Source organism: Streptomyces sp. NPDC051963 (genome assembly GCF_044593495.1).
GTDB lineage: Bacteria > Actinomycetota > Actinomycetes > Streptomycetales > Streptomycetaceae > Streptomyces.
The window spans coordinates 1,063,145-1,084,611 of sequence record NZ_JBIUCC010000002.1 but is presented as its reverse complement, the minus strand read 5'-3'; the positions used below and the strand labels follow the sequence as shown (position 1 = coordinate 1,084,611).

At 71.0% G+C, this 21,467-nt stretch carries 24 protein-coding genes; 13 read left to right on the top strand and 11 right to left on the bottom strand.

Annotated elements, in window-relative coordinates; genetic code table 11:
* The first annotated feature begins 65 nt into the window (after positions 1 to 65).
* Positions 66 to 1,553: a glutamate synthase subunit beta gene (locus ACIHFB_RS11365; protein ID WP_400126499.1), complete on the top strand. Its 1,488-nt coding sequence runs from the start codon at positions 66 to 68 to the stop codon at positions 1,551 to 1,553.
* 54 nt (positions 1,554 to 1,607) lie between these two features.
* On the opposite strand, the gene ACIHFB_RS11360 is transcribed toward ACIHFB_RS11365, so the two are convergent.
* Positions 1,608 to 2,081 (bottom strand): carboxymuconolactone decarboxylase family protein, encoded by a 474-nt coding sequence (locus ACIHFB_RS11360; RefSeq protein WP_365278288.1) that lies wholly within the window; start codon positions 2,079 to 2,081, stop codon positions 1,608 to 1,610.
* Between the two features lie 98 nt (positions 2,082 to 2,179).
* Here ACIHFB_RS11360 and ACIHFB_RS11355 point away from each other — a divergent pair, with 98 nt between their 5' ends.
* The 6 genes from ACIHFB_RS11355 to ACIHFB_RS11330 all read left to right on the top strand — a co-directional run bounded on the left by ACIHFB_RS11355 (position 2,180) and on the right by ACIHFB_RS11330 (position 5,511).
* Complete coding sequence (locus ACIHFB_RS11355; RefSeq protein ID WP_400126497.1) at positions 2,180 to 3,595, top strand: PLP-dependent aminotransferase family protein; 1,416 nt, start codon at positions 2,180 to 2,182, stop codon at positions 3,593 to 3,595.
* Between the two features lie 84 nt (positions 3,596 to 3,679).
* Positions 3,680 to 3,853, top strand: a complete 174-nt coding sequence (locus tag ACIHFB_RS11350) for a PEP-utilizing enzyme (RefSeq protein ID WP_400126495.1) — start codon at positions 3,680 to 3,682, stop codon at positions 3,851 to 3,853.
* A complete protein-coding gene (locus ACIHFB_RS11345; protein ID WP_365277864.1) occupies positions 3,850 to 4,197 on the top strand; it encodes a hypothetical protein in 348 nt (115 codons plus the stop codon). Before ACIHFB_RS11350 ends, ACIHFB_RS11345 begins: the two co-directional genes overlap by 4 nt.
* A 216-nt stretch (positions 4,198 to 4,413) precedes the next feature.
* Positions 4,414 to 4,719, top strand: coding sequence for a hypothetical protein (locus ACIHFB_RS11340; protein ID WP_400126494.1), 306 nt, complete (start codon positions 4,414 to 4,416; stop codon positions 4,717 to 4,719).
* A gap of 88 nt (positions 4,720 to 4,807) precedes the next feature.
* Complete coding sequence (locus ACIHFB_RS11335; protein ID WP_365277858.1) at positions 4,808 to 4,960, top strand: hypothetical protein; 153 nt, start codon at positions 4,808 to 4,810, stop codon at positions 4,958 to 4,960.
* Positions 4,957 to 5,511, top strand: a complete 555-nt coding sequence (locus ACIHFB_RS11330) for a dual specificity protein phosphatase family protein (protein WP_400126493.1) — start codon at positions 4,957 to 4,959, stop codon at positions 5,509 to 5,511. Before ACIHFB_RS11335 ends, ACIHFB_RS11330 begins: the two co-directional genes overlap by 4 nt.
* A 27-nt stretch (positions 5,512 to 5,538) precedes the next feature.
* On the opposite strand, the gene ACIHFB_RS11325 is transcribed toward ACIHFB_RS11330, so the two are convergent.
* The 3 genes from ACIHFB_RS11325 to ACIHFB_RS11315 form a co-directional block, all read right to left on the bottom strand.
* A complete protein-coding gene (locus tag ACIHFB_RS11325) occupies positions 5,539 to 6,354 on the bottom strand; it encodes an SAM-dependent methyltransferase (RefSeq protein WP_400126491.1) in 816 nt (271 codons plus the stop codon).
* Between the two features lie 85 nt (positions 6,355 to 6,439).
* Complete coding sequence (locus ACIHFB_RS11320) at positions 6,440 to 6,715, bottom strand: DUF397 domain-containing protein (RefSeq protein ID WP_210587520.1); 276 nt, start codon at positions 6,713 to 6,715, stop codon at positions 6,440 to 6,442.
* Positions 6,716 to 7,576 carry a helix-turn-helix transcriptional regulator gene (locus tag ACIHFB_RS11315; protein WP_365277849.1) on the bottom strand — a complete coding sequence of 287 codons (861 nt, stop codon included), beginning with the start codon at positions 7,574 to 7,576 and terminating at the stop codon, positions 6,716 to 6,718. It abuts the gene before it with no gap.
* A 176-nt stretch (positions 7,577 to 7,752) separates the two neighbouring features.
* Here ACIHFB_RS11315 and ACIHFB_RS11310 point away from each other — a divergent pair, with 176 nt between their 5' ends.
* From ACIHFB_RS11310 to ACIHFB_RS11300, 3 genes are all read left to right on the top strand, one after another.
* Entirely contained in the window at positions 7,753 to 8,496 is a 744-nt protein-coding gene (locus ACIHFB_RS11310) for an ATP-binding protein (protein WP_365277846.1), read from the top strand.
* Complete coding sequence (locus ACIHFB_RS11305) at positions 8,487 to 8,927, top strand: hypothetical protein (protein ID WP_365277843.1); 441 nt, start codon at positions 8,487 to 8,489, stop codon at positions 8,925 to 8,927. Before ACIHFB_RS11310 ends, ACIHFB_RS11305 begins: the two co-directional genes overlap by 10 nt.
* Before the next feature lie 104 nt (positions 8,928 to 9,031).
* A complete protein-coding gene (locus ACIHFB_RS11300; protein WP_400126488.1) occupies positions 9,032 to 10,972 on the top strand; it encodes an ABC transporter ATP-binding protein in 1,941 nt (646 codons plus the stop codon).
* A 6-nt stretch (positions 10,973 to 10,978) separates the two neighbouring features.
* On the opposite strand, the gene ACIHFB_RS11295 is transcribed toward ACIHFB_RS11300, so the two are convergent.
* From ACIHFB_RS11295 to ACIHFB_RS11275, 5 genes are all read right to left on the bottom strand, one after another.
* Positions 10,979 to 11,164 carry a hypothetical protein gene (locus ACIHFB_RS11295; protein WP_365277841.1) on the bottom strand — a complete coding sequence of 62 codons (186 nt, stop codon included), beginning with the start codon at positions 11,162 to 11,164 and terminating at the stop codon, positions 10,979 to 10,981.
* 153 nt (positions 11,165 to 11,317) lie between these two features.
* A complete protein-coding gene (locus ACIHFB_RS11290) occupies positions 11,318 to 12,007 on the bottom strand; it encodes a DUF899 domain-containing protein (protein WP_400126486.1) in 690 nt (229 codons plus the stop codon).
* Positions 12,008 to 12,138: 131 nt separating this feature from the next.
* A complete protein-coding gene (locus ACIHFB_RS11285; RefSeq protein WP_365277835.1) occupies positions 12,139 to 13,308 on the bottom strand; it encodes a cytochrome P450 in 1,170 nt (389 codons plus the stop codon).
* Between the two features lie 35 nt (positions 13,309 to 13,343).
* Complete coding sequence (locus ACIHFB_RS11280) at positions 13,344 to 13,556, bottom strand: hypothetical protein (protein WP_365277832.1); 213 nt, start codon at positions 13,554 to 13,556, stop codon at positions 13,344 to 13,346.
* Between the two features lie 116 nt (positions 13,557 to 13,672).
* Positions 13,673 to 15,031, bottom strand: a complete 1,359-nt coding sequence (locus ACIHFB_RS11275) for an amidohydrolase (RefSeq protein WP_400126484.1) — start codon at positions 15,029 to 15,031, stop codon at positions 13,673 to 13,675.
* Positions 15,032 to 15,170: 139 nt separating this feature from the next.
* On the opposite strand from ACIHFB_RS11275, the gene ACIHFB_RS11270 reads away from it, so the two are divergent.
* Complete coding sequence (locus ACIHFB_RS11270) at positions 15,171 to 16,124, top strand: endonuclease/exonuclease/phosphatase family protein (protein WP_400126482.1); 954 nt, start codon at positions 15,171 to 15,173, stop codon at positions 16,122 to 16,124.
* A 24-nt stretch (positions 16,125 to 16,148) separates the two neighbouring features.
* On the opposite strand, the gene ACIHFB_RS11265 is transcribed toward ACIHFB_RS11270, so the two are convergent.
* The gene (locus ACIHFB_RS11265) at positions 16,149 to 16,928 is read right to left on the bottom strand and encodes a class I SAM-dependent methyltransferase (protein ID WP_400126480.1); all 780 of its coding nucleotides are present in this window, start codon (positions 16,926 to 16,928) and stop codon (positions 16,149 to 16,151) included.
* A 191-nt stretch (positions 16,929 to 17,119) separates the two neighbouring features.
* Here ACIHFB_RS11265 and ACIHFB_RS11260 point away from each other — a divergent pair, with 191 nt between their 5' ends.
* Positions 17,120 to 18,370, top strand: a complete 1,251-nt coding sequence (locus ACIHFB_RS11260) for a sensor histidine kinase (RefSeq protein ID WP_400126479.1) — start codon at positions 17,120 to 17,122, stop codon at positions 18,368 to 18,370.
* Positions 18,367 to 19,026, top strand: a complete 660-nt coding sequence (locus ACIHFB_RS11255) for a response regulator (protein ID WP_400126477.1) — start codon at positions 18,367 to 18,369, stop codon at positions 19,024 to 19,026. Before ACIHFB_RS11260 ends, ACIHFB_RS11255 begins: the two co-directional genes overlap by 4 nt.
* 31 nt (positions 19,027 to 19,057) lie before the next feature.
* Here ACIHFB_RS11255 and ACIHFB_RS11250 read toward each other — a convergent pair whose 3' ends face one another.
* Positions 19,058 to 20,935, bottom strand: coding sequence for an FUSC family protein (locus ACIHFB_RS11250; RefSeq protein WP_400126475.1), 1,878 nt, complete (start codon positions 20,933 to 20,935; stop codon positions 19,058 to 19,060).
* Positions 20,936 to 21,467 lie beyond the last annotated feature (532 nt).

The following is a 21,467-nucleotide window of genomic DNA, read 5'->3' as shown; positions in this document are numbered from 1 at the left end:
CGTGGCCGAAAGAGTGCCGCCCGATGACGCACGGCCTGTCGCACGCGTATCTGAGGAAGACGGCCATGGCCGATCCCAAGGGTTTCATGACGACGCCCCGCGAGGAATGGCCCCGCAGGCCCGTCGAGGAGCGGGTCCGGGACTGGGACGAGGTGTATGTCCCGGGGGCGTTGCTGCCCATCATCAGCAAGCAGGCCGATCGGTGCATGGACTGCGGGGTGCCGTTCTGCCACGAGGCGTGTCCGCTCGGGAATCTGATCCCCGAGTGGAACGATCTGGTCTCCCGGGAGGACTGGCGGGCGGCTGCAGACCGGCTGCACGCCACCAACAACTTCCCCGAGTTCACCGGCCGGTTGTGTCCGGCGCCCTGCGAGGCGGGCTGTGTGCTGGCCATCAACCAGCCCGCGGTCACCATCAAGAACGTCGAGTGCGCCATCGCCGACCGGGTCTGGGAGGAGGGGTTCGCGCCGCCGCGGCCACCGGACCGGCTCTCCGGGCGGACGGTCGCGGTGATCGGGTCGGGGCCCACCGGGCTTGCCGCCGCACAGCAGTTGACCCGGGCCGGTCACACGGTCGTCGTGTACGAGAAGGACGACCGGCTGGGCGGGCTGATGCGGTACGGCATCCCCGAGTTCAAGATGGAGAAACGGCATCTGGAGCGGCGGCTGGAGCAGATGCGGGCCGAGGGCACGAAGTTCCGTACGTCGACGGCGGCCGGGCGGGACATCGGCGCCGCGGAGCTGCGGTCGCGGTACGACGCCGTCGTGATCGCCACGGGAGCGACAGCATGGCGTGAACTTACCGTGCCGGGGCGGGAGTTGGCCGGAATTCAGCAGGCCATGGAGTATCTGCCGCTGGCCAACCGGGTGTGCGAGGGTGATCTGGAGTCGTCGCCGATGTCGGCGGCCGGGAAGCATGTCGTCATCGTCGGCGGCGGTGACACCGGGGCGGACTGTCTGGGCACGGCGGTGCGCGAAGGTGCCGCGTCCGTCACGCAGTTGGACATCTACGCACAGCCCGGCGGTGAGCGGGACGACGACGCCGAGCCCTGGCCCACGTATCCGAAGATCTACCGGCTGTCGGCCGCGCACGAGGAGGCCGGTGAGCTGCGGACGGCGCCGGCGGCGGATGCGGACGCACGGCTGTTCGCGGCGTCCACGCTCCGCTTCACCGGCGACGGCAACGGGCATGTGCGGTCACTGCACTTGGTCGAGGTGGACGCGGAGCGGCGGCCGCTGTCGGGGACCGGGCGGACGTTGCCCGTCGACCTCGTGCTGCTCGCGCTCGGCTTCTCCGGGCCCGATCGGGGGGACGGGCTCGTCGACCAGTTGGGGCTGGCGATGGAGCCTCGGGGCACGGTCGCGCGGGATGCCGACTTCGCCACGAACGTTCCCGGCGTGTTCGCCGCCGGGGACGCCGCGCGGGGGCAGTCGTTGATCGTGTGGGCGATAGCGGAGGGACGGGCGGTGGCGGCGGCCGTCGACCGTCATCTGACGGGGAGTTCGCGGCTGCCGGCGCCGATCGGGCCGTATGACCGGCCGATGGTGGTGTAGCGGCGACGCCGAGTCACCGCGCCACATATCAGGTCGCAACAGAGCCCCGCCGCCTCAGCGTTCGTCCGTGCCCGCCACCTTCCCCGTCGACAGGGCCACCCGGTTCCACGTGTTGATCGCGAGGATCAGGGACAGGACGTGGGCCAGCTCCGACTCGTCGAAGTGGGCCGCGGCCTGGGCGTAGACGTCGTCCGGGACGCCTCCGTCGGCGATCAGCGTGACCGCTTCCGTGAGGGCGAGGGCCGCTTGTTCCTGCTCGGTGAAGAAGTGACGGGCCTCGCGCCAGACGGGGACCATGTGGAGCCGGTCCTCGCTCTCGCCCGCCTTGCGTGCGTCGTTGGTGTGCATGTGCAGGCAGTACGCGCAGTGGTTGAGGTGCGAGGCGCGGATCTGGATGAGCTCGACGAGGGCGGGGTCGAGACCCTCGCGGGCGGCGGCGTCGAAGCCGATGAGGGCGCGGAAAACCTTCGGGGCGGTCTTGGCGAGGTTGATGCGGGTCTTTTCAGCCATGGCCTGCGTGGTCGGCATGGTCACAGCGGAGGCGGAGGCAGTTGCGGTCGCGTTCGTGTTCGTCGTCATGGGCATCAATCTATGAGCCGGAAAGACCCGCTGTAGGGTGCATTTCCATGACGGAATCATGGGTCAATTCCGCGGAGCGGATCGGTGCCGACCTGCATCTGGAGCTGTCGGGACCCGGCGGGCGGCGGGCCGCACTGATCCGGGCACTGCGCGATGCCGTGCGCGGCGGCCGGCTCGCTCCGGGCACCCGGCTGCCGCCGTACCGTTCGCTCGCCGCCGATCTCGGCGTGGCCCGCAACACGGTGGCCGACGCGTACGCGGAGCTCGTCGCGGAGGGTTGGCTCACCGCCCGTCAGGGCTCGGGCACGCGGGTTGCCGACCGGGCCGAACCCCTGCGACACGCCGAGCGGGTGCCCAAAAAGGCACCTCCACGCGCGCGTGGCCCACGGCACGATCTGCGCCAGGGCACCCCGGACGCGTCGGGGTTCCCGCGCGCGGCCTGGCTGGCCTCCTACCGGCGGGCCCTCCAGTCGGCACCGAACGAGGTGTTCGGACCCGGCGATCCGGCCGGGCGGCGTGAGTTGCGGGAGGCGCTCACCGAATATCTGGCACGCGCGCGTGGCGTACGCACCGAGCCGGGCCGCATCGTTATCTGCTCCGGCTTCGCCCATGCCCTGCGGCTGCTCTTCGGGGGCGGCGTACTGCGCGGACCGCTGGCGGTGGAGGCGTACGGGCTGGGCTTCCACAGAGAACTCCTCCATGCGGCAGGAGTCCGGACCGTGCCGCTCCCCCTCGACGACGACGGCGCCCGCGTCGACCGGCTGGCGCGTGAGCGCGCCGTACTGCTCACCCCCGCCCACCAGTTCCCGACCGGCGGCCCGCTGCACGCGGAGCGGCGGGCCGCCGTCGTCGACTGGGCACGCGCGCGTGGCGGGGTGATTCTGGAGGACGACTACGACGGTGAGTTCCGCTACGACCGCAAGCCCGTCGGCGCCGTCCAGGGCCTCGACCCCGAGCGAGTGATCCACATCGGTTCGGTCAGCAAGAGTTTGTCGCCCGCGCTGCGGCTCGGCTGGATGGTGCTTCCGGAGCGGTACGTGGGCGGCGTACTCGAAGCCAAGGGCGAGCGGGAGGCGTGGGCGAGCGTCCTCGATCAGCTGAGCCTGGCCGATTTCATCGTCTCCGGGTCGTACGACCGTCATGTGCGGCGGATGCGGCAGCGGTACCGGCGCCGCCGCGACCGGCTCGTCGCGGCGCTCGCCGAGCACGCGCCGCACATCGAGGTCACCGGTGTGGCAGCCGGACTGCACGCCGTACTCAGGCTGCCACCCGGCACCGAGCGGTCCGCCCTCAAGGCCGCCGCGTGGCGAGGCGTCGCGCTCGACGGGCTGGCCGAATTCCGGCACCCGGAGACCGACATGCCGATCGACGACGGACTGGTCGTGGGCTACGCGACGCCCTCGGAGCACGCATACGCGGCGGCACTGGACGCGCTGTGCGACGTACTGCCGTCGGCGAACTGAGCACAGTGCCGGCCCTCGACAAGCTGAGCCGATGCCTGCCGTCAGCGAACCGACCCGGTCACCGAATTCGCCTATGGCCGAAATATGACCAAGGCCCGTCAGACCGGCAGCCCGCTGTCGCATCTCGCGGTGCTGGCCCGTGAGCTGGGGCTCCCCGATGTGGTCGGTGCCACGGACGCCGTACGCCGCGTCCCGCCCGGCACCCGCCTCACCCTCGACGGGACCACCGGCGACGTACAGGCGTGGGAGGGGCCGTGAGGCGCGTCGCGCTCGTCATCGGGGCCCTGGCCGCCACCGGAGCCGGGACCTACCTGGTCGTGTATCTGTACCGGTGGCAGTGGCAGCGCGCCATCCTGTGCGGGGTCCTGCTGCTGGTCGTCGAGGTGATGCTGCTCGGGCTGGTGACGCTGGGGCGGCTGGCCCGGATCGAGGAGCGGGTGCGGGACACCGACCGGCGGCAGCGGGAGCTGATCGCGCGGCAGGAGGACGTACTGACCCGGCTGCGCACCACGGCGTCGGAGCCGGAGGGCAACGGCCGGTTCCGTTGGCTGGAGGACCCCGCCGAGCGGACGTACGTCTTCGTGCCGGTCGGGTCTGAGTGAGCTCGGCCAACTCGACGATCAGCGCGGCGAGCAGCGCGGATCCGACGACGAAGACGGTGACGACCCGCGCCGTCCCGCCCCGCGAGCGTCGCGTGCCCGGCGGCGGCAGGTCCTCCAGGTCGTCGTCCACGACCGGGGCGGGCGCGCTGAGGACGGCCGCCCGCCGCGCGAGCCGCCGCTCGGGCGGAAGCCGAGAACACCAGCAAGGCGACCTCCGTGCCCTTCCAGGTCGATACGCGCGACGCGAGCATGACGACCGAACGGCGGTCCCTCGCCGCCCAGCAACTCTGGGAGCGGTGCCCGGACTCCACGTCCGTGCCGTTGCACCACGCGACACTCGGTGACCTCGGCGACGGTCTGTTCGCCGGAGCCGTGCGGCCCGCGCTCGGCGAGCACGACCGCATGCGGCTGCGCGGCTGCCTGGAGGACGCGACGCTCGACCGTGCGCACCTCATGGTGGCCGGCATCGGCATCGGCGACGCCGGCGCCCGTGACGACCGAGGCATGACAACCGAGACATAAAGTACAAAACAGATAGCTCGAACAGATGAGCACACGCCCGGGGTTACGATGCCAAAGCGCCCTCGTCCCCTAGTCCCCCGGGTCGCTCATGGCTGTCGTCACCGCAACCCCGCGCCGCCCTGTCCTGCCCAAGCGCCCGCTGCCACAGCGGGCCATGCGGATCCTCGCCGCCGTCGTCATCGGCTACTTCGCCCTGTGGGCTGCCGGCGCGGGGGCATCCTGGGCCTTTCGTACTGGGTGAAGGCGGAGACACCGGCACCTGCGGGGACCCGTACCGTCCAGGGCGTCCACAACTTCCGGCCGGTCGACCCCGACCGAAAGCTGTGGCGGGGCGCCGCCCCCTCCCCCGCCGGGTACCGGGCGCTGACGGGCATGGGCTTCACCACCGTCGTCGACCTGCGCGCCGAGGACCTGAGCGCGGCCCAGCTCGCCGAACCCGGCGAGGCCGGGCTGAAGTCCGTACGCCTGCCCATCCGTGACGGGCAGCCGCCGACGCCCAAGCAGGTCCAGCATCTGCTGAGCATCGTCGCCAACGCGTCCGGGCCGGTGTTCGTGCACTGCGGTGCCGGAGTCGGCCGTACGGGCACGATGGCCGCGGCCTACCTCGTGCACACCGGTGAGGAGTCGTCGACGCAGGCGGTCCGGCGCAACCTCGCGGTCGGACCGCCGTCGATCGAGCAGATCTACTACGGGCTGAATCTCAGCCCCGACAAAGCGGAGCAGCCGCCGATGCCGGTGATCGTCGTCAGCCGCCTGGTGGACGCACCGCGCCGCTTCGCGTCCTGGTTCTGAGCCCGCCCGACCCGAGCCCCCCGCCGGTCACGGCTTGCGCCCCACCGCCCCAAACCCGGGAATGACCCCGTCGTCCTGCCCCGGCACCGGCTCGCCCAGCTCGGGGTGCCACTGGTGCGGCAACTCGACGCCTGGCTCTACCAGTTCGAGACCGTCGAAGAAGCGGGTGAACTCGTCGCGGGAGCGCAGGGCCAGCGTCACGCCCGCGGCTCTCAGTTTTTCCACCGCCGCTTTCGACTCCTCCGGGGTGAAGTCGGCAGTGGCGTGAGTGACCGTCAGGTAGCTGCCGGAGGGCAGCTCGGACAGCAGCCGGGCGACCAGAGCGTGGGCGCCGTCCTCGTCAGGGACGAAGTGCAGCAGGGCGACCAGGGAGAGCGCGACGGGCCGGGTGAAGTCGAGGACCTTCCTGGCGCCGTCGATGATCGTGTCCGGGTCGCGGACGTCGGCCTGGAGGTACTCGGTCACGCCCTCGGGCGTGCCGCGCAGCAGGGCCCCGGCGTGGGCGAGCACGATCGGGTCGTTGTCGCAGTAGACGATGCGCGCGTCGGGCGCGATCTCCTGGGCGACCTGATGGAGGTTCGGCTCGGTCGGGATGCCGGTGCCGACGTCCAGGAACTGCCGTATGCCCTGCTGGGCCAGCCGGCGGGTGGCCCGCTGCATGAAGGCACGGTTGACGCGCGCCATCACCGGGACCCTGGCATCGAGGGCGAGCATCTGACGGCCCATGGCCTCGTCGACCGGGTAGTTGTCCTTGCCGCCGAGGTACCAGTCGTACATCCGCGCGGGATGCGGCTTGCTGGTGTCGATCTCGACGGCGTTACGGCCGGTGTCCTGCCCGGTCATTCGGCACCCCGTAAGCGTGTAGGACGGAAAGTAATCAAGTCAGTACCAATTTAGGGAAGTTGATGAATCAAATCGCAAGGCAAAGTCAGGACAGCAGGAAGTCCGCCTCCCCCGCCTTGGCGCCCTCGATGAACGCCGTCATCTCGTCGGAGGTGTAGATCAGTGCCGGCCCGTCGGGGTCGGTTGACTGCCGTACGGCGATCCGGCCGTCGGCGAGCTTCATCGCTTCCAGGCAGTTGCCTCCATTGCCGCCGCTCCACGGCTTGTGCCAGCCCTCGCTGCCCAGTTCCCGGGCGGGCATGCCGTTGTAGATCCGCTCGGCGCGGATCCGCGGCCTGGGCTGGGACTTGATGCGTTCCATTCACAGCTCCTTGCGGAGATCCCGGAGGATCTCCTTCGTGCGATGTGCCGTAGCGGCCTGCGCCGCCATGCGGTCCATGACCTCGAGATGGGTCGCCACCTCTTCACGCGCGTCCAGATAGACGGCGCCGGTCAGGTACTCGCTGTAGACCATGTCCGGGAGTTCGGGCATGGCAAATCGGAACAGCACGAAGGGCCCGTACGTGCCGGGGTGCGGCCCGCTGGAGAACGGGGCGACCTGCAACGTCACGTTGGGCAGCTTCGTGACCTCGAGCAGCTTGTCGATCTGAGCACGCATCACCTCCGGGCCCCCGATGGGCCGACGCAGGGCGGTCTCGTCCATCACCGCCCAGAGACGGGGGGCGTCGGGACGGGTGAGCAGATCCTGGCGCTGCATGCGCAGCGCGACATGGCGCTCGATGTCCTCGGGCCGGGTCTGGCCGATGGCACCCGATTTCAGGACCCCGAGGGCGTAGTCCTCGGTCTGGAACAGGCCGGGGACGAAGTGCGGTTCGTAACTGCGGATCAGGGCAGCCGCGCCCTCCAGGCTGACGTACATGGAGAACCAGCCGGGCAGGATGTCGTGGAAGCGCTGCCACCAGCCGGGTTTGTTGGCCTCCTCCGCCAACTGCACGAAGGCCCCCGCCTCGTCCTCGGAGACGCCGTACGACTTCAGCAGCAGTTGGAGATACGGGATTTTGAGGCCGACCTCGGCCATCTCCATACGGCGGACGGTGGCGGGGGCGACGCGGAGGACACGGGCGGCTTCCTCGCGCTTGAGACCGGCGCGTTCCCGCAGGTCGAGGAGGCGCCGGCCGAGGACGACCTGGCCGACCGTCGGCGCGGACCGCGGCTCGCTCACGCTCCACCTCCACGAAAAAGAATCCTGACAGCCCGGCGGCGCCATTCGAAGACCTATTCGAAGATCTGGTCAGACCTGCGGTGGTCTCAAGTGGCGCCGCTCAACGTGCTGTTGCGAGCAGTGTGCCACGGCCCTCGACGGCGTCACACAGCACTCTGCAATTTTCAGAGTGACACTTGCCAAGTGTTCACGGCGGGGCGATAGTGGCAAGCGTGATTCCGTCCGCGCCTTTAGGAACAGACGCCGCCACAGGCCCGCTCGGCCTGGGCGCCGGTGGGGGTCCCCCCGCTCGAGCCCATTCGAGAGTGGGGGAGGGAGTCGCCCCAGGTGGGGCCGCTACCGAGCGCCGGTTCCGCTTCGAGCTGGCCGCCCATCCGGGTTCTCCCGCACAGGCGAGACGTCTGACGCGCGCCCGGCTGACCGGCTGGTCGGTGGGTGAGGACGCCTGTGACTCGGCGGTCCTGGTGATCTCCGAGCTGGTCACCAACGCGATCGTGCACACGGCGAGCACCCACATAGTGTGCGAGCTGCACGACGGCGGTGACCTGGTGCGCATAGCCGTCCGTGACGAGGGTTGCGCTCCGGGAGAGCCCCACCCGGCCTGCGGGCGGTCCGAGGAGGAGCACGGGAGGGGATTGTTCCTCGTCGACGCACTGTGCCGGGCCTGGGGCGCCCAGGAACACGGCCTCGGCCTGCTGGTCTGGGCGGAGCTGGCGCGCGAGACCGCGGAGGGCATCCCGGGACCGCGGGGCGACCTCGGCTGGGGAGCCCGCCCGAAACCCGGCCCGTCCGGCGGCTCGACCGGCGGCGAGGAGAACGCGGACCGGCACGAGAGGTACGACGGACACGAAGCGCAGCAGCGCCACGGCCTCGCGGCGCGTCCCCACGACGGGCACGGGGCGGGGGCCGAATGGCTGTAGGCGCTGGGTTCGGCGGCCGAGGGCTGACCCTGGACACGCTGGTCCGCCTCCGCCGCGGACTGAACTCCCCCACCGCACCCCGGCGACTGCCCGTCCCCGAGGGCATGATCGTCCCCCTCGGCTGCGACGCGGTGGCGGTGCCCGCCCACCTCGGCCCGCTGGTGCTCCCCCGGCTGCCCCGCGTGGGCTGCGTCTACGCCGACGAGACGCACTGGTGGTGGATCGTCCCGTCCGACTCCGACTACGCCCTGGAGTGGCCGGCCCCCGTGCGGTATGCCACGGGCGCGCTGATCCCGGACAGCCCGCACGCGCCCGGCCTGATCCACCGCCCGGACGGCAAGCTGCCCTACACCCCGCCGATCCCGCTGTATCTGGCCGTGTGCCGGGTGACGGGCACGACCCCCTTGTGGTCGCGGCCGGTGACCGCGTAAGTACAGGGCGTGCGCCCGCGCGCTCCCACCTCCCTTGTCTGCGCTCTCCCCCGTGGGCATATGTCCCGCGATAGTGGCCGTCGTCCACGTCCGGGGAGGCCACGGTGGTCAGTAGCAAGCGCGATACGGAAAGGCCCGAGGTCTCCGAGTCGGAGCAGCTGCTCTTCGGCGGCCCGTTGCGCTACGACACGGGCTGGAACCAGCATCGCGACGCATTTCTGGAGCTGAACTTCCGGGCCATGCTGGCCCGGCTGCCCGGCATGCTGACATCCAGCCTCCGGCTGGCCTGGCAGGCCGACCGGCAGGCGGCGCGGACCGTGCTGATCGCCGAGGTGAGCCGGGGTCTGGCGCAGGCGGTGAGCCTGCTCGCGGTCAACAGCGTGCTGGGCCGCCTGTTGTCGGGCGGCGCCATCGAGGACCGGCTGCGCGGCGCCGTGCCCGCACTGGTCACGGTGTCCGCGGTGATGTTCGTATCGGCACTGCTGCGGGCGGCGTCGACGTACGCGACCGGGCGTCTTGAGCCGAAGGTGGAGCGGGTGGCCACCGAGCGGTATCTGGAGCGGGCGGCGGCCGTGGAGCTGGCCGCGATCGAGGACCACGCCTTCCACAAGCTGCTGGACACCGCGAAGTACGGCGCCCAGTCGGCCCGGCGCATGATCTCGTACAGCACCCGAGTGGTGAACGCGATGATCTCGCTGATCGCGGCGGCCGGCGTCCTGACCGTCCTGCATCCGGCCCTGCTGCCCCTCCTCGCGACGATGACGCTGCCGAGCGCGTGGAGCGCCCTGACGAACGCACGGCGCCGGTACCAGTCGTTCCACATCTGGGTGCAGCACGTCCGTGCGGGGCACCTCATCAGCGAACTGCTCATCGAGCCCGCCGCGGCACCGGAGATCCGGCTGCACGGTGTCGGCCCGTTCCTGCTGCGCCACTACCGGGCGATGGCGGAGACGGCGGAGGCGGAGCAGGCACGGCTGGCGCGGCTCGCGGCCCGTACGGGACTGTTCGCGGCGGCCTGGACGGGCCTGGCGATGGTGGCGACGTACGCCACGCTCGGCGGTCTGCTGCTCGCCGGGGCGATGGCCCTGTCGGTGGCGGGCACGGCCGTGATCGCCATCCGCACCGGCTCCTCCAGCCTCGACACCCTCGTCCTGGAGGTCAACGCACTCCACGAGGAGGCGCTGTTCGTGGGCGATCTGCAACGGCTGTACGTCGAGGCGGCCGAACGGGCGATCCCGGTCGGCGGGGACGCCCTGCCCGAGGACCCACGCGAGATCCGCTTCGAGAAGGTCACGTTCAGCTACCCGGGTGAGTCCACCCGCCCCGCCCTGGACGATGTCACGCTCACCGTCCCGCTCGGCCGGATCGTGGCGCTCGTCGGGGAGAACGGCTCCGGCAAGACGACCCTGGTGAAGCTGCTGGCGGGCCTGTACACCCCGGACGGGGGCCGGATCCTGTGGGACGGGGTCGACGCGGCCGAAGCGGACCGGCATCAACTCGCCGAGCGCGTCGCGATGGTGGCGCAGGACTTCAAGCGCTGGCCGTTCACGGCCCGGGTGAACGTGGCCATCGGCCGCTCCTCCGCCCCGCTCACCGAGGAACGCCTGGCCGCCTCCGTCACCGAGGCCGGCGCCCAGGATGTGGTCGCCGACCTGCCACGCGGTCTGGACACCCTGCTGGCCAGGCACTTCAGCGGCGGGCACGAGCTGTCCGGCGGCCAGTGGCAGCGGCTCGGGATCGCCCGGGCGGCCTACCGGCGCGGCAGCATCCTGATCGTCGACGAGCCGACGGCGGCCCTGGACGCACGGGCCGAACTGGAGGTCTTCGAGAAGATCCGGGCCCTGGCCTCCACCGGCCAGACGGTCATCCTCATCACCCACCGACTGGCGTCCGTGCGCCACGCGGACCTGGTGCACGTCCTCGATCAGGGCCGGCTCGTGGAGTCCGGCACACCCGACGAACTGCTCGCCACCGGCGGCGTCTATGCGGAGCTGTACTCCCTCCAGGCGGAGCAGTTCACCACGCGGGTGCCGAAGGCGAGCTAGCCGTCATCAGGCGGCGATGTCGGCGACGGCGTCGCCGCCCCGCACGATCACCAGGAACGTGTCCGTGGCGAGGTCCATCACGACCTCCGCGGGCAGGCCTTTCCGACGCTGCGCCTGTGCGAACTCCTCCGCCGGCCAGGAACCTCGCGGTCCACCTGCGGGAAAGCGCTCGAGCACTGTTCGCCCGTTCACCCTGCACCTCCATGTAGCGCTGACTCATAGAGTTAAACGCCAAAGTCGGGGTGAACGCCTCGCGAAGTGACGGTACTGAGACGTAGTTGACACTCGTTCACCGCAGAGTGTGAGGACTCGTTCACTAATTCGAGGAGTCCGTCACTCTCTGTATCAACCTTCGTACTCGTCGTGATACCGAATACGCTCACTGCCCGCAGGCGCCCCGAGCGCGGACGCGCGCCCCTTGGGCTCCTCCCACTCCTCCTGCCTCCCCAGCGCGGTCAGATCCAGCAGGCTGGTGGTGGAGCCGAGCCCGTCGAGGCCTCGTTCGTACGTCGAGTAGGTGTGGAAGACACGGTCGCGGTCCCGCAGGAAGCAGCTGACGCCGGGCCGCTCGGAGAGCTCCCCCTCGTGCTCCAGGGTCGCCTCGAAATCGTGGTTGAAGTCGCTGCCGTACGACGAGTACCAGGGCAGCGTCCAGCCCATCCGCGCCTTGAACGGCAGGATCTTCGTGTACGGCGCCCTGGAGACGGCCGCGAACGTCGTCCCGCGCGCGTGCAGATGCGCGAGATGGCCGATCTGGTCCAGGAAGCCCGAGCAGCTGCGGCAGCCGGCGTCCCACTCGGGCGCGAACATGAAGTGGTAGACGACGAGTTGGTACCGCCCCTCGAAGAGGTCCAGCAGCGTGGCCTTGCCGTCGCCGCCCTCGAACACGTACTCCGTGTCGACCTCGACCATGGGCAGCCCGCGCCGCTGCGCGTGGAGCGTGTCCCGCGCGCGCGTGATGACCTTCTCCTTGATCAGCAGTTCCTCACGCGCCGCGCGCCACTGTTCGCGCGAGACGATCTCCGGAAGCGACATGGCCCCTCCTGTGCAACGGTCCCGTTCTGAGTGGTGACCGGAGGGGGCAGCGGAACTCATCGCGACTCGCGAAGATTTTTTTCTCGGTTTCTCAGTACGTCACTCGGCTTCTCATTCCTCCACCCGAATTCTCAGTACGTCACCGCAAGCGCGACCAGGCCTCGGGCGCGCAGCGAGGGACGCCACCGCAACTCGTCCTCGGCGAGCGCCAGTTCCGGGAACCGCTCCAGCAGCGCGGCCAGGGCGATCTCGGTCTCGGCGCGGGCCAGCGGTGCGCCGAGGCAGTAGTGGATGCCGTGGCCGAGGGCGAGGTGGCCGGAGGCATCGCGGCCGAGGTCCAAGCGGTCGGGGTCGGGGAAGCGGGCCGGGTCGCGGTCCGCGGCGGAGGGGGACACCCAGACCGTCTCGCCGGCGGGGACGGTGACGCCGCCGATGGTCACGTCCTCGACGGGGAAGCGGCGGATGGCGAGCAGGGCGGGGCCTTCGTAGCGGAGGAACTCCTGTACCGCGCCCGGGAGTTGCGACATGTCCTTGCGCAGGTCGGCCAGTTGCTCGGGGTGTTGCAGCAGGGCGAGCACGGCGTTGCCGATGAGCTGCACCGTGTTCTCGTAGCCGGCGAAGAGGATGAGGAAGGCGAGGGACATCAGCTCGTCCTCGCTGAGCCGGTCGCCCTCGTCGCGCACGGCGATCAGGTCGGAGAGCAGGTCGTCGGCGGGCTCGCTGCGCTTGTCCGCGAGGAGTTGCGTGAAGTAGCCGAGCATGGCCACCACCGCCTCCTTGGCGGCCTCGGGCCGTGCGGCCGGATCCGGGGCGACGAGCGTGTCGGTCCAGACGCGGAAGTCCAGGCGGTGCTGGTCCGGGATGCCGAGCAGATCGCAGATGACGGTGATCGGCAGTGGCGCGGCGTAGGCGGCCACCAGGTCGGCGGTGCCGTGCGGTCCGAGCGCGTCGAGGAGTCGGTCGGCGGTACGCCGGATCGGCGTACGCAGCTGCTCGATACGACGTGCGGTGAAGGCCCGGCCGACCAGGCGCCGGACGCGGGTGTGGTCGGGCGGGTCCATGTTCAGAAGGTTGGCGTCCAGCGCGGGAGGCAGCGAGAACCCCTTGTAGGTACCCGCCGTGGCATGCCGCTTGTCCAGGGACAGCCGCGGATCGGCGAGGGCCGCGCGCACGTCGTCGTACCGGGTGACGATCCAGGCGGGGGTGCCGTCGGGTCCGGCGATGCGGTGCACGGGCGCGGTGTCGCGCAGGCGCCGGTAGACGTCGTACGGGTGGTCGAGGAGGCCGTCGGCGGGATCCATGGGATCAGCCTAAGGGCGCTGCCACCTTCACGAGATCACCCGCCCGACTGCGTTATGCCCTGGGCGAGTTGACCGACGACGTCGAGAACTCCCCGGCCGAAGGCGGTGGGGGCGATGAGTATGCCGAACACCAGCACGATGGCCACGGTCGCCTTCTCGTCGTTCCGGCTTCGGGCTTGGGTTCGGCGCCCCAGCCGCAGCACGATGATCACAGCTAGCAGCACCGCGACGTTGATCGTGAGCTCCACCGGCCGGCCCTCCGTCAGACGAGTACGTCCCGGCCTACCTGTGTAGCGTGAAACCACTTACCGCGACTGCCCGGTCACCGGTGGTTGGCGCCAAAGCACTACTCTGCGACCGGTTTTCACGTCTTGTAATCCTGGATGCGCCGACCATGGCTCCGGTCGAGCAGCGCCGGCATCCGCTCCCCCAACTCCCTTACCACCGCCGGAACATCGAGGGTGAGCAGCTCTCGGTCGCGCATCAGGACCCGCCCGTCGACGATCGTCGTGCGTACGTCGGAGGAGCGAGCACTGTGGACGAGGGTCGCGGCGAGGTCGTGGACGGGCTGGGCGTGCGGGCCGGTGAGGTCGACGAGGATGATGTCCGCCCGGCGGCCGGGGTGCAGGGTGCCGAGGGTTTCGCCGAGGCCGACCGCCCGGGCGCTCTGGAGCGTTGCGTGGTGCAGAGCTTGACGGGAGGTCAGCCAACGGGGATCGCCGGTGGTCGACTTCTGGATGAGGGCGGTGAGCGCCATCGACTCCCACACGTCGAGGGAGTTGTTGGAGGCGGCGCCGTCCGTGGCGAGTCCGACGGGGATGCCGATGTCGTACAGCGCCCGGATCGGCGTGGTGGTGGGCCAGGCGAACTTGAGGTAGCCGCGGGGTGCGGACGCGACGGCCACGCGGCCCGCGGCGCTTTCCAGAACGGGCAGGTCGCTGTCGACGATGCCGGTGCCGTGGGCGATCAGGACATCGGTGTCGAGGATGCCGGTGCGCTGAAGGACCCCGATCGGGGTGACGCCATGGCGTTCGAGACTGACGTCGGTCTGGTCGCGGTTCTCGGAGGCGTGGATGTGGACGGACAGGCCGTGTTCGCGGGCGAGTTCGGCGGTGGCGGCGAGGTCGGCGTCGTCGACGGTGTACGGCGCGTGCGGGGCGAGGGTGGTGGTGATACGGCCGCCGGCACCGCCCCGGTGACGTAGCGCGAACTCCAGGGATTTCTCCCGCCCTTGAGGACCCTGGGAGGAGAAGAATGCCTCCCCGAGATGAGCCCTGATCCCGCATTCGTCGACGACGGCGGCGACCGCGTCCATCGCGAAGTAGTGGTCGGCGAAGCAGGTGACACCGCCGCGGATCATCTCGGCGCAGGCGAGCCGCGCGCCCAACTCGACGTCCTTCTCGGTGAGGTTGGACTCGATGGGCCAGACGACGTCGTTGAACCACTCCTCGGTCGGCAGGTCCTCGGCGACGCCGCGCAGGGCGACCATCGGGGCATGCGTATGACAGTTGACGAGCCCGGGCATGGCGACCTGGCCGCGCGCGTCGATCCGTTCGCGGGTCGGCAGGCCCCCGGCTTCGTCGGCGCCGGTCACAGCCTCGACGAGCCCGTCCCGTACGACGATCGCGGCGTCTTCCTCGAACCCGATCCGCTCGTGATCGTCGTGCACGAGGACGGTGCATCCGGTGATGATGAGATCAGCTTCCGCGGGAGAAGGCGTCATCGGGCCAACGTACGACGGTCTCGTGCGCTGACGTGAGCCGAACCGCTCATCCCGTCGCGACCCTGTCGCCGGGCGGACCCGGGCCGTCACCCTGGCCTCACCACAGCCCGCCCACACGGCTTCTGGAAAGGAGCCCGGCATGATCATCGGCACCTGGAACCTGGAGAACCTCTTTCTGCCCGGCGGCCCGTCCGGCCCCAAGGACAAGGCCGAGTACCAGACGAAGCTCCGCTCCCTGGCCGCCATGATGTCTGGCTTCGAGCCGGATCTGCTCGGTGTGCAGGAGGTCGGGGAGGACGAGGTGCTGCGGGACCTGATCGCGGTGTTGGGCGGCAACTGGCACACCGCGCTCTCCCGGCACCCCGACAGCCGGGGCATACGGGTCGGCTTCCTCAGCCGTACGCCGCTGGAGGTGTTGGCGGACACGACGGCGTTCCCGGTGAAGCTGCGCCCGGTGCAGGTGGACGACCGGGGCACGGTGGTGTCGAAGGCCGGCCGTGGCTTCCTGGCGGTGGAGACGACGACGGACGCGGGCCCGTTGCGGGCGGCGGTCTGCCATCTGAAGTCGAAGCTGCTGACGTACCCGGGAGGCCGCTTCCACGCACGCGACGAGGGCGAGCGAGCGCGGTTCGGGGCGTACGCGCTGTACCGGCGGGCGGCCGAGGCGACGGCCTTACGTGCGCTCGCGGACGAGTTGCTGGCGGGTGACGGCCGTGAGCGGGACGTGGCGGTGCTGGGCGACCTCAACGACGAGGTGCAGGCGGCCACCACACAGATCCTGCTCGGCCCGCCCGGCTCGGAGATCGGCACGCCCGGTTTCAAGGCGAGTGACCAGGGAGACGCCGCCCGCCTGTGGGACGTGGCCCCGCTCATCCCTGCCGAGCAGCGTTTCTCGCGCATCAATTCCGGGCGGCGCGAGCTGATCGACCATGTGCTGGTCAGCCACCGGCTGGTGCAACGGGTGACGGAGGCGGGGACGGGGCCGCGGGGTGCGGCTATGCCGTGGTTGCCGTCCGTGGGGCCGGACCCTGCCGAGCGGCGCGGAGCGCCGGGGTCGGACCATGCACCGGTGTGGGTGCGGGTGGGGCCGTAGGCACCAGCGGGGACTGACACTGCACTATGCAGGTGCTGCGGTGACCCGGATCTTGGACTGTCCGTGCGGGAGCTCCTCCCAGTCGTCCATGAACCGGGCCCGCAGGCCGTGCTTCTCGGCCAGCGCCACGAGGGTTTCGGTGCGGTAGTAGAAGTCCTCCCGCAGTACCTGGTGTTCCTCGCCCTCCATGCGGTCGAAGGTGAAGTCGAGCCAGCCGCCCGGCGCGAGCACCCGGCCGACGTTGGCCAGGCACTCCTCGATGACGGGGAGCGGGGAGTGCGAGAAGACGCTGTGTGCGTGTACGACGTCGAAGTGGGCCTCGGGCAGGAAGCGCAGCGTCAGGTCGCTCACCGGGGTCAGGGTGGGGAGCCGCTGCTCCAGGCCCATGTCCACGATGGTGTCCTGGGCGGCGATGAGGATGTCGGGCGAGATGTCGATGCCGTAGTAGTGCCCGGGCTCCAGGTGGCGGATGAACCGCCAGCCGCCGCGCAGGTTGCCGCAGCCGATCTCCAGCATGCGGTGCTCGGGGCGCAGGCCGTGGCCGACGAGATAGTCGAACTGCATGGCCCCCAGCGCCAGCCAGCGTTCCCGGCTGCGGCTGCCGACCGCCGTGTCCGGGTCGGCGCGGGTGTCGGAGCGCATCACGGCGCGGTAGTAGGAGACGTGGTCCGGGTGGCGGTGGCTCAGCCACATGTCCCGTGCGGCGCGCGCCAGATGACGGGGTACGCGGTCGGGGTGGCGCAGGGCGTAGCCGAGGCGGTGGCCGAGGGCGGAGCGGTTGGCGGTGAGGTTCTTGGCGGGCATGGGGCCGTTGCCTTCCGGGCTGATGGCGTGTGATCAGCTTCAAGCCTCGGGGCGTGGACGGGGTGGACGGCTCGGCCGACCGGGGCAGGTCCGAGGGCGGTTCGGGTGAACGCGATGTCAGCCGATCGGTTGATGCGGTCCGGCGTCGGCCGCGTTAGACACGGGGGATGAGGCAGCGAAAGACACGGAGGATGAGGCAGCGCACGGTGAGACAGCGAACGGTGGGACCTCCGTCCCCCACGGCCACCGATCCCGACGAGCAGCGGCTGGCCGCGGTCGTGCACATCGCGTTCTTCCTGCTGCTGTGCTCCTCGTTCGTACGGTTCCTGACCCGCGACCAGGGTGGTGCCCGTACGGGATGGGTGGTGGCGCTGTTCGCCGTCTTCTGTCTGCTCTACGTCCTCGGGCACTTCGTGGCTCCGGCCCCCCGCCCCGGTTCGCCGCCGACCGCACGCCATCTGGCCTGGCTGGGTTCGGTGTCCGCGGTCTGGGTCGTGCTGCTCGTCCTCGCGCCGAGCGCCACGTGGTGTGCGATGCCGCTGCTGTTCGCGGGTCTGCACGCGCTGCCGCCGCGGCTGTCGGTGCCACTGGCCGCCGTACTCACCGGGCTGGTCGTCGTCTCCGAGGTGCGCGTGGCCGAGGGCCCGCTCAACCCCAACATGGTCGTCGCCCCGCCGGCCATCGCCGCGGTGGCCACGGCCGTACTGGTCCGTCTCCAGCGTCAGGCGGCCCGGCAGCGCGCCCTGATCGACGACCTGGTCCACACCCGCCGCGACCTGGCGGCCACCGAACGCCGGGCGGGCGTCCTGGCGGAACGACAGCGCCTGTCCGCGGAGATCCACGACACCGTCGCACAGGGCCTGTCCAGTCAGCAGATGCTGTTGCAGGCCGCCGAGCGCGTGTGGCGGACGGACCCGGACGCGGCCCGCGGGCACGTCCGCAAGGCGGCCGATATCACCTCCCGCAGCCTCGCCGAGGCCCGCCGTTTCGTCCACGACCTGGCACCGGCCGACCTCGCGGAGCGCTCCCTGCCCGCGGCGCTCAGCGCGCTCGCCGAACGGGAGAGCGGTCCCGGTCTGACGGTGGAGTTCCGGCTCGACGGCGCCCCGGGGCCGCTCCCGGAGCGGGTGGAGGCCGCCCTTCTCCGTATCGCCCAGGGCGCGCTGGCCAACGTACGCGAACACGCCGCCGCGACCCGGGCCGCGCTGACGCTGACCTGCCTGGACGACCAGATCTCGCTGGATGTCGCGGACAACGGGCGGGGGTTCGACGTGGACACCGCCTCACCGCCCGAACCGGACGGGGCACGCGGACACGGGCTGCCGGCCATGCGGATCCGGGCCCGTCAGCCGGGTGGCACGCTGACCGTGGAATCGACGCCGGGCGAGGGCACGGTCGTATCGGCCGCGATCCCGCTGGCCCTCAAGGAGGCGGTCACATGAGCACGCCCGTCCGACTGCTGCTGTGCGACGACCACGCCGTCGTACGCGCCGGCCTGCGCGCGCTGCTGTCCAGCGCCGACGGCATCGAGGTGGTCGGCGAGGCGGGCAGCGGCGAGGAGGCGCTTGCCCTGGCCGCGCGCGTGCACCCCGACGTCGTACTGATGGACCTCCAGCTCGGCGAAGGCATGGACGGCGTGACGGCAACCCGTCGCCTGACCGCAAGCGGGCCGGGCGGGGCGGGCGGGGAAGGTCGTGAAGTGGCCCCCCGTGTACTGGTGTTGACCATGTTCGACACCGACGCCGACATCACCCGCGCCATCGAGGCGGGCGCCACAGGCTACCTACTGAAGGCGGAACGCCCGGACGAGCTCTTCACGGCAATCCACAGCGCCGCGTCCGGCCGTACGGCCCTGTCGGCGCCGGTCGCCGACCGCCTCCTGGCCCGGATGCGCAGCCCACACCCCACCCTCTCCGAACGCGAGCACGAGATCCTCGGCCAACTCGCCCGCGGCCTCGGCAACCGCGAGATCGCCCGAGCCCTGTTCATCAGCGAGGCGACGGTGAAGACCCATCTCGGCCGGATCTACGGCAAGTTGGGGGTGGAGACAAGGTCGGGCGCGGTGGCGGTGGCGAAGGAGCGACGGCTGTTGCAGTGAGGGCGTACTGGACGGTTGTGGTGCGGCCGCACTACACAGCCAGGGGCAAGTCGGGCAGCCGTAGCCCCGTCCGTTCCCGCCCCTTCTCCAACTCGCCCAGCAGCTCGTCGAGTTGCTCCCTGTCCCGGGCCGAGAGACGACCCGAGTCGTCGAGGTGGACGGCGCAGGCGGTGGTGGCGTCGACGAGCCGTTCGAGGGTGTCGACGATCTCGTCCGCGCCCTCCGAGTGCCGGGCGAGCGCGGGGAGTTCGGCGGCGGCATGGGCGATGGCGGTACGGGCCTCGGCGAGCGTGCGGTAGGCCTCGCGGCGGAGGGTCCAGCGGGCGGCGCGGGTGTCGGGGTCGGGCAGGGTGCGGGACTCGCGGAGCACATGGGCGAGGTACGCCTGCGCGGCACCGCCCGCCGCCGTGAGCCGGGCCCGCACTCGCCCGCCCCGCTGTCCCGGCATCGGGAGGTGTCCCACGACCAGCACGATGGCGCAGGCCAGCAGCGTCTCGCCGATGCGGCTCCAGGAGGCCACGGGCTCCCCGCCGACCATCACCAGGGCGAGGACGAGCACGGTGACGACGGCGGTCTGGGCGGCGAAGTGCCGCGTGGCGACGGGGATCAGGGCCCCGCTGACCGCCACCAGCGCGATGAGCCCTTCGGGCCGGGGCAGTACGGCGGCGAAACCGGCGAAGACGACAGCCCCCAGGACGGTGCCCGCCGCGCGATTCAGCACCCTGGACGCGAGCGGCCCGAGGTCGGGCTTGACGAGGAAGACGGCGGTGGCGGGCAGCCAGTACCAGTGCTCGTGCTCCCCGTACCACTGGGCGTGGTGCAGCGCCTGGGCGATGGCGGCGCTGGCCCCGAAGCAGAGGGCGACCCGCAGCCCGTACTCACGCCCGCCGACCCCGAACACCAGGCGGAACGGACTGCCGGCGGTCCTCCTCCGCGTGTGCAGATCGCTCCCCCGCCCCTGGTCGAAGGCGTCGGCGGCCTGCAACAGGGCGTCGTCGAGGGCGCGCAGGGCGGGCGCGGAACGGTGCGGTGCGGGCAGCGGCCCGGTGTGGGTGTTCTCCCGTACGGCCGCGGCAAGCCGCCGGGGCCCCTCGGCCGCCCGCCCGGTCACGGCCTCCCCGGCCCACGCGAGCGCGGTCGCGGCCTCGGCGAGCGGCAGCGCGGCGGCGTACTGCGCATGCAGCCGCCTCTCGACCCCGGAACTGGCGTACCGCCGCAACCGCGGCCCCGCCAGAGCGTCCTGCGCATGGTCGAGCGCGGCGGTGAGCGCGGCACGGCGAGCAGTGCTCTGGTCGGTCCCGGCGGCTTCGAGGAGATCCGCGATGGCGTCGTACACAGCGGCTACGGCAGCCCGCTCCCCGTCGAACCGGAAGTCGCCGACGGTGGCACCGGGGGTGGGAAGGGCAAGGCGCAACGTGATCAGCCACCCCGCCCCGGCGAGATAGGCGAGGGCGCGCTGCCACCCCTCCTCCGGCAACGGCATCCCGGCCCCGATGGCGGAGGCGACGAGCACCTGCGTACCGGCGCCGGAGGCAACGGGCCCGATGGCACTGATCCCGCCGGCGAGCAGCCCGACGCAGGTGAGAAGAAGCGTGAGCACGACCGCTCCCACATGGTCTCCGGCATACGTCCCGACGAGCAGCCCGCCCGCCCCCGCCAGCGCGGGCACCCCGAGCCGCCGGACGGACGCCCGCCGGCTGCCGGGCCGGTCGTTGATCCCGGCGAGCATGGCGGCGATGGCGGCGACGACACCGATCGAGGTGCGGTCGAGGAGAACGGCGACGAGGAGAAGTGGCCCGGCGGAGAGGGCCCCGCGCACGACCGCACTCCAGGGGACGGGGCCGCGCTGGGCGCGGAGGGCGTGAGCAAGCCAGGGCGGCAGGGCGAACGGCACGGCGGGGCGGGACACGGAGAGTGGGCTCCTGTCGTCTCGTCGAGGGCGGGGGTGAGCCTTCGGGCGACGGTGGCCGGGCTGTGAACTGGTGTGGTGTCCACGGTAGATCGCGTACTTGGAGGGGATGGGGCGGCCGTATTTCCAGGATGTGACGATCGAAGGGAAAGGCGCGTTCTTTATGAACGCAATCCCGGTACAGCGGCGCCGTGACCGCGGAAACGAAGGCGGACCCGGGGGCGTAGCCTGCCCCCGGGCCCTGTGATGCCGCCCATGTTCACACGCCGGCACGCTTGAGAGTGCAGGTCAGTCGTTATGTCGTCGCGTCCTGCCTTTGGACCACCGCACATCGAGCTGTGCGGACTGGACTTGAACCAGCATTTCGACGCCCTGGGGCCTGCACCCGGTCGATCCGGCGATCGACGGCGAATGCTGAGTCTGGAGCGAGAGTCTGAGATTGATCGCGGTCTGCCTCTGCCAGTTGGGCTACCGCGGCAAGGGAGTTGCTCTTGAGTGCCGCGAGGAGGACTCGAACCTCCACTGGAACCGC

Excerpts from the sequence above, each read along its gene's own strand:
- ACIHFB_RS11355 (WP_400126497.1), top strand. The coding sequence starts at position 2,180 with ATGACGGAATCATGGGTCAATTCCGCGGAGCGGATCGGTGCCGACCTG.
- ACIHFB_RS11265 (WP_400126480.1), bottom strand. The coding sequence starts at position 16,928 with ATGCCCGCCAAGAACCTCACCGCCAACCGCTCCGCCCTCGGCCACCGC.
- ACIHFB_RS11255 (WP_400126477.1), top strand. The coding sequence starts at position 18,367 with ATGAGCACGCCCGTCCGACTGCTGCTGTGCGACGACCACGCCGTCGTA.
- ACIHFB_RS11305 (WP_365277843.1), top strand. The coding sequence starts at position 8,487 with ATGGCTGTAGGCGCTGGGTTCGGCGGCCGAGGGCTGACCCTGGACACG.
- ACIHFB_RS11270 (WP_400126482.1), top strand. The coding sequence starts at position 15,171 with ATGATCATCGGCACCTGGAACCTGGAGAACCTCTTTCTGCCCGGCGGC.
- ACIHFB_RS11275 (WP_400126484.1), bottom strand. The coding sequence starts at position 15,031 with ATGACGCCTTCTCCCGCGGAAGCTGATCTCATCATCACCGGATGCACC.
- ACIHFB_RS11320 (WP_210587520.1), bottom strand. The coding sequence starts at position 6,715 with ATGGAACGCATCAAGTCCCAGCCCAGGCCGCGGATCCGCGCCGAGCGG.
- ACIHFB_RS11365 (WP_400126499.1), top strand. The coding sequence starts at position 66 with ATGGCCGATCCCAAGGGTTTCATGACGACGCCCCGCGAGGAATGGCCC.
- ACIHFB_RS11325 (WP_400126491.1), bottom strand. The coding sequence starts at position 6,354 with ATGACCGGGCAGGACACCGGCCGTAACGCCGTCGAGATCGACACCAGC.
- ACIHFB_RS11360 (WP_365278288.1), bottom strand. The coding sequence starts at position 2,081 with ATGCCGACCACGCAGGCCATGGCTGAAAAGACCCGCATCAACCTCGCC.
- ACIHFB_RS11350 (WP_400126495.1), top strand. The coding sequence starts at position 3,680 with ATGACCAAGGCCCGTCAGACCGGCAGCCCGCTGTCGCATCTCGCGGTG.
- ACIHFB_RS11335 (WP_365277858.1), top strand. The coding sequence starts at position 4,808 with ATGGCTGTCGTCACCGCAACCCCGCGCCGCCCTGTCCTGCCCAAGCGC.
- ACIHFB_RS11285 (WP_365277835.1), bottom strand. The coding sequence starts at position 13,308 with ATGGATCCCGCCGACGGCCTCCTCGACCACCCGTACGACGTCTACCGG.
- ACIHFB_RS11260 (WP_400126479.1), top strand. The coding sequence starts at position 17,120 with ATGAGGCAGCGCACGGTGAGACAGCGAACGGTGGGACCTCCGTCCCCC.
- ACIHFB_RS11290 (WP_400126486.1), bottom strand. The coding sequence starts at position 12,007 with ATGTCGCTTCCGGAGATCGTCTCGCGCGAACAGTGGCGCGCGGCGCGT.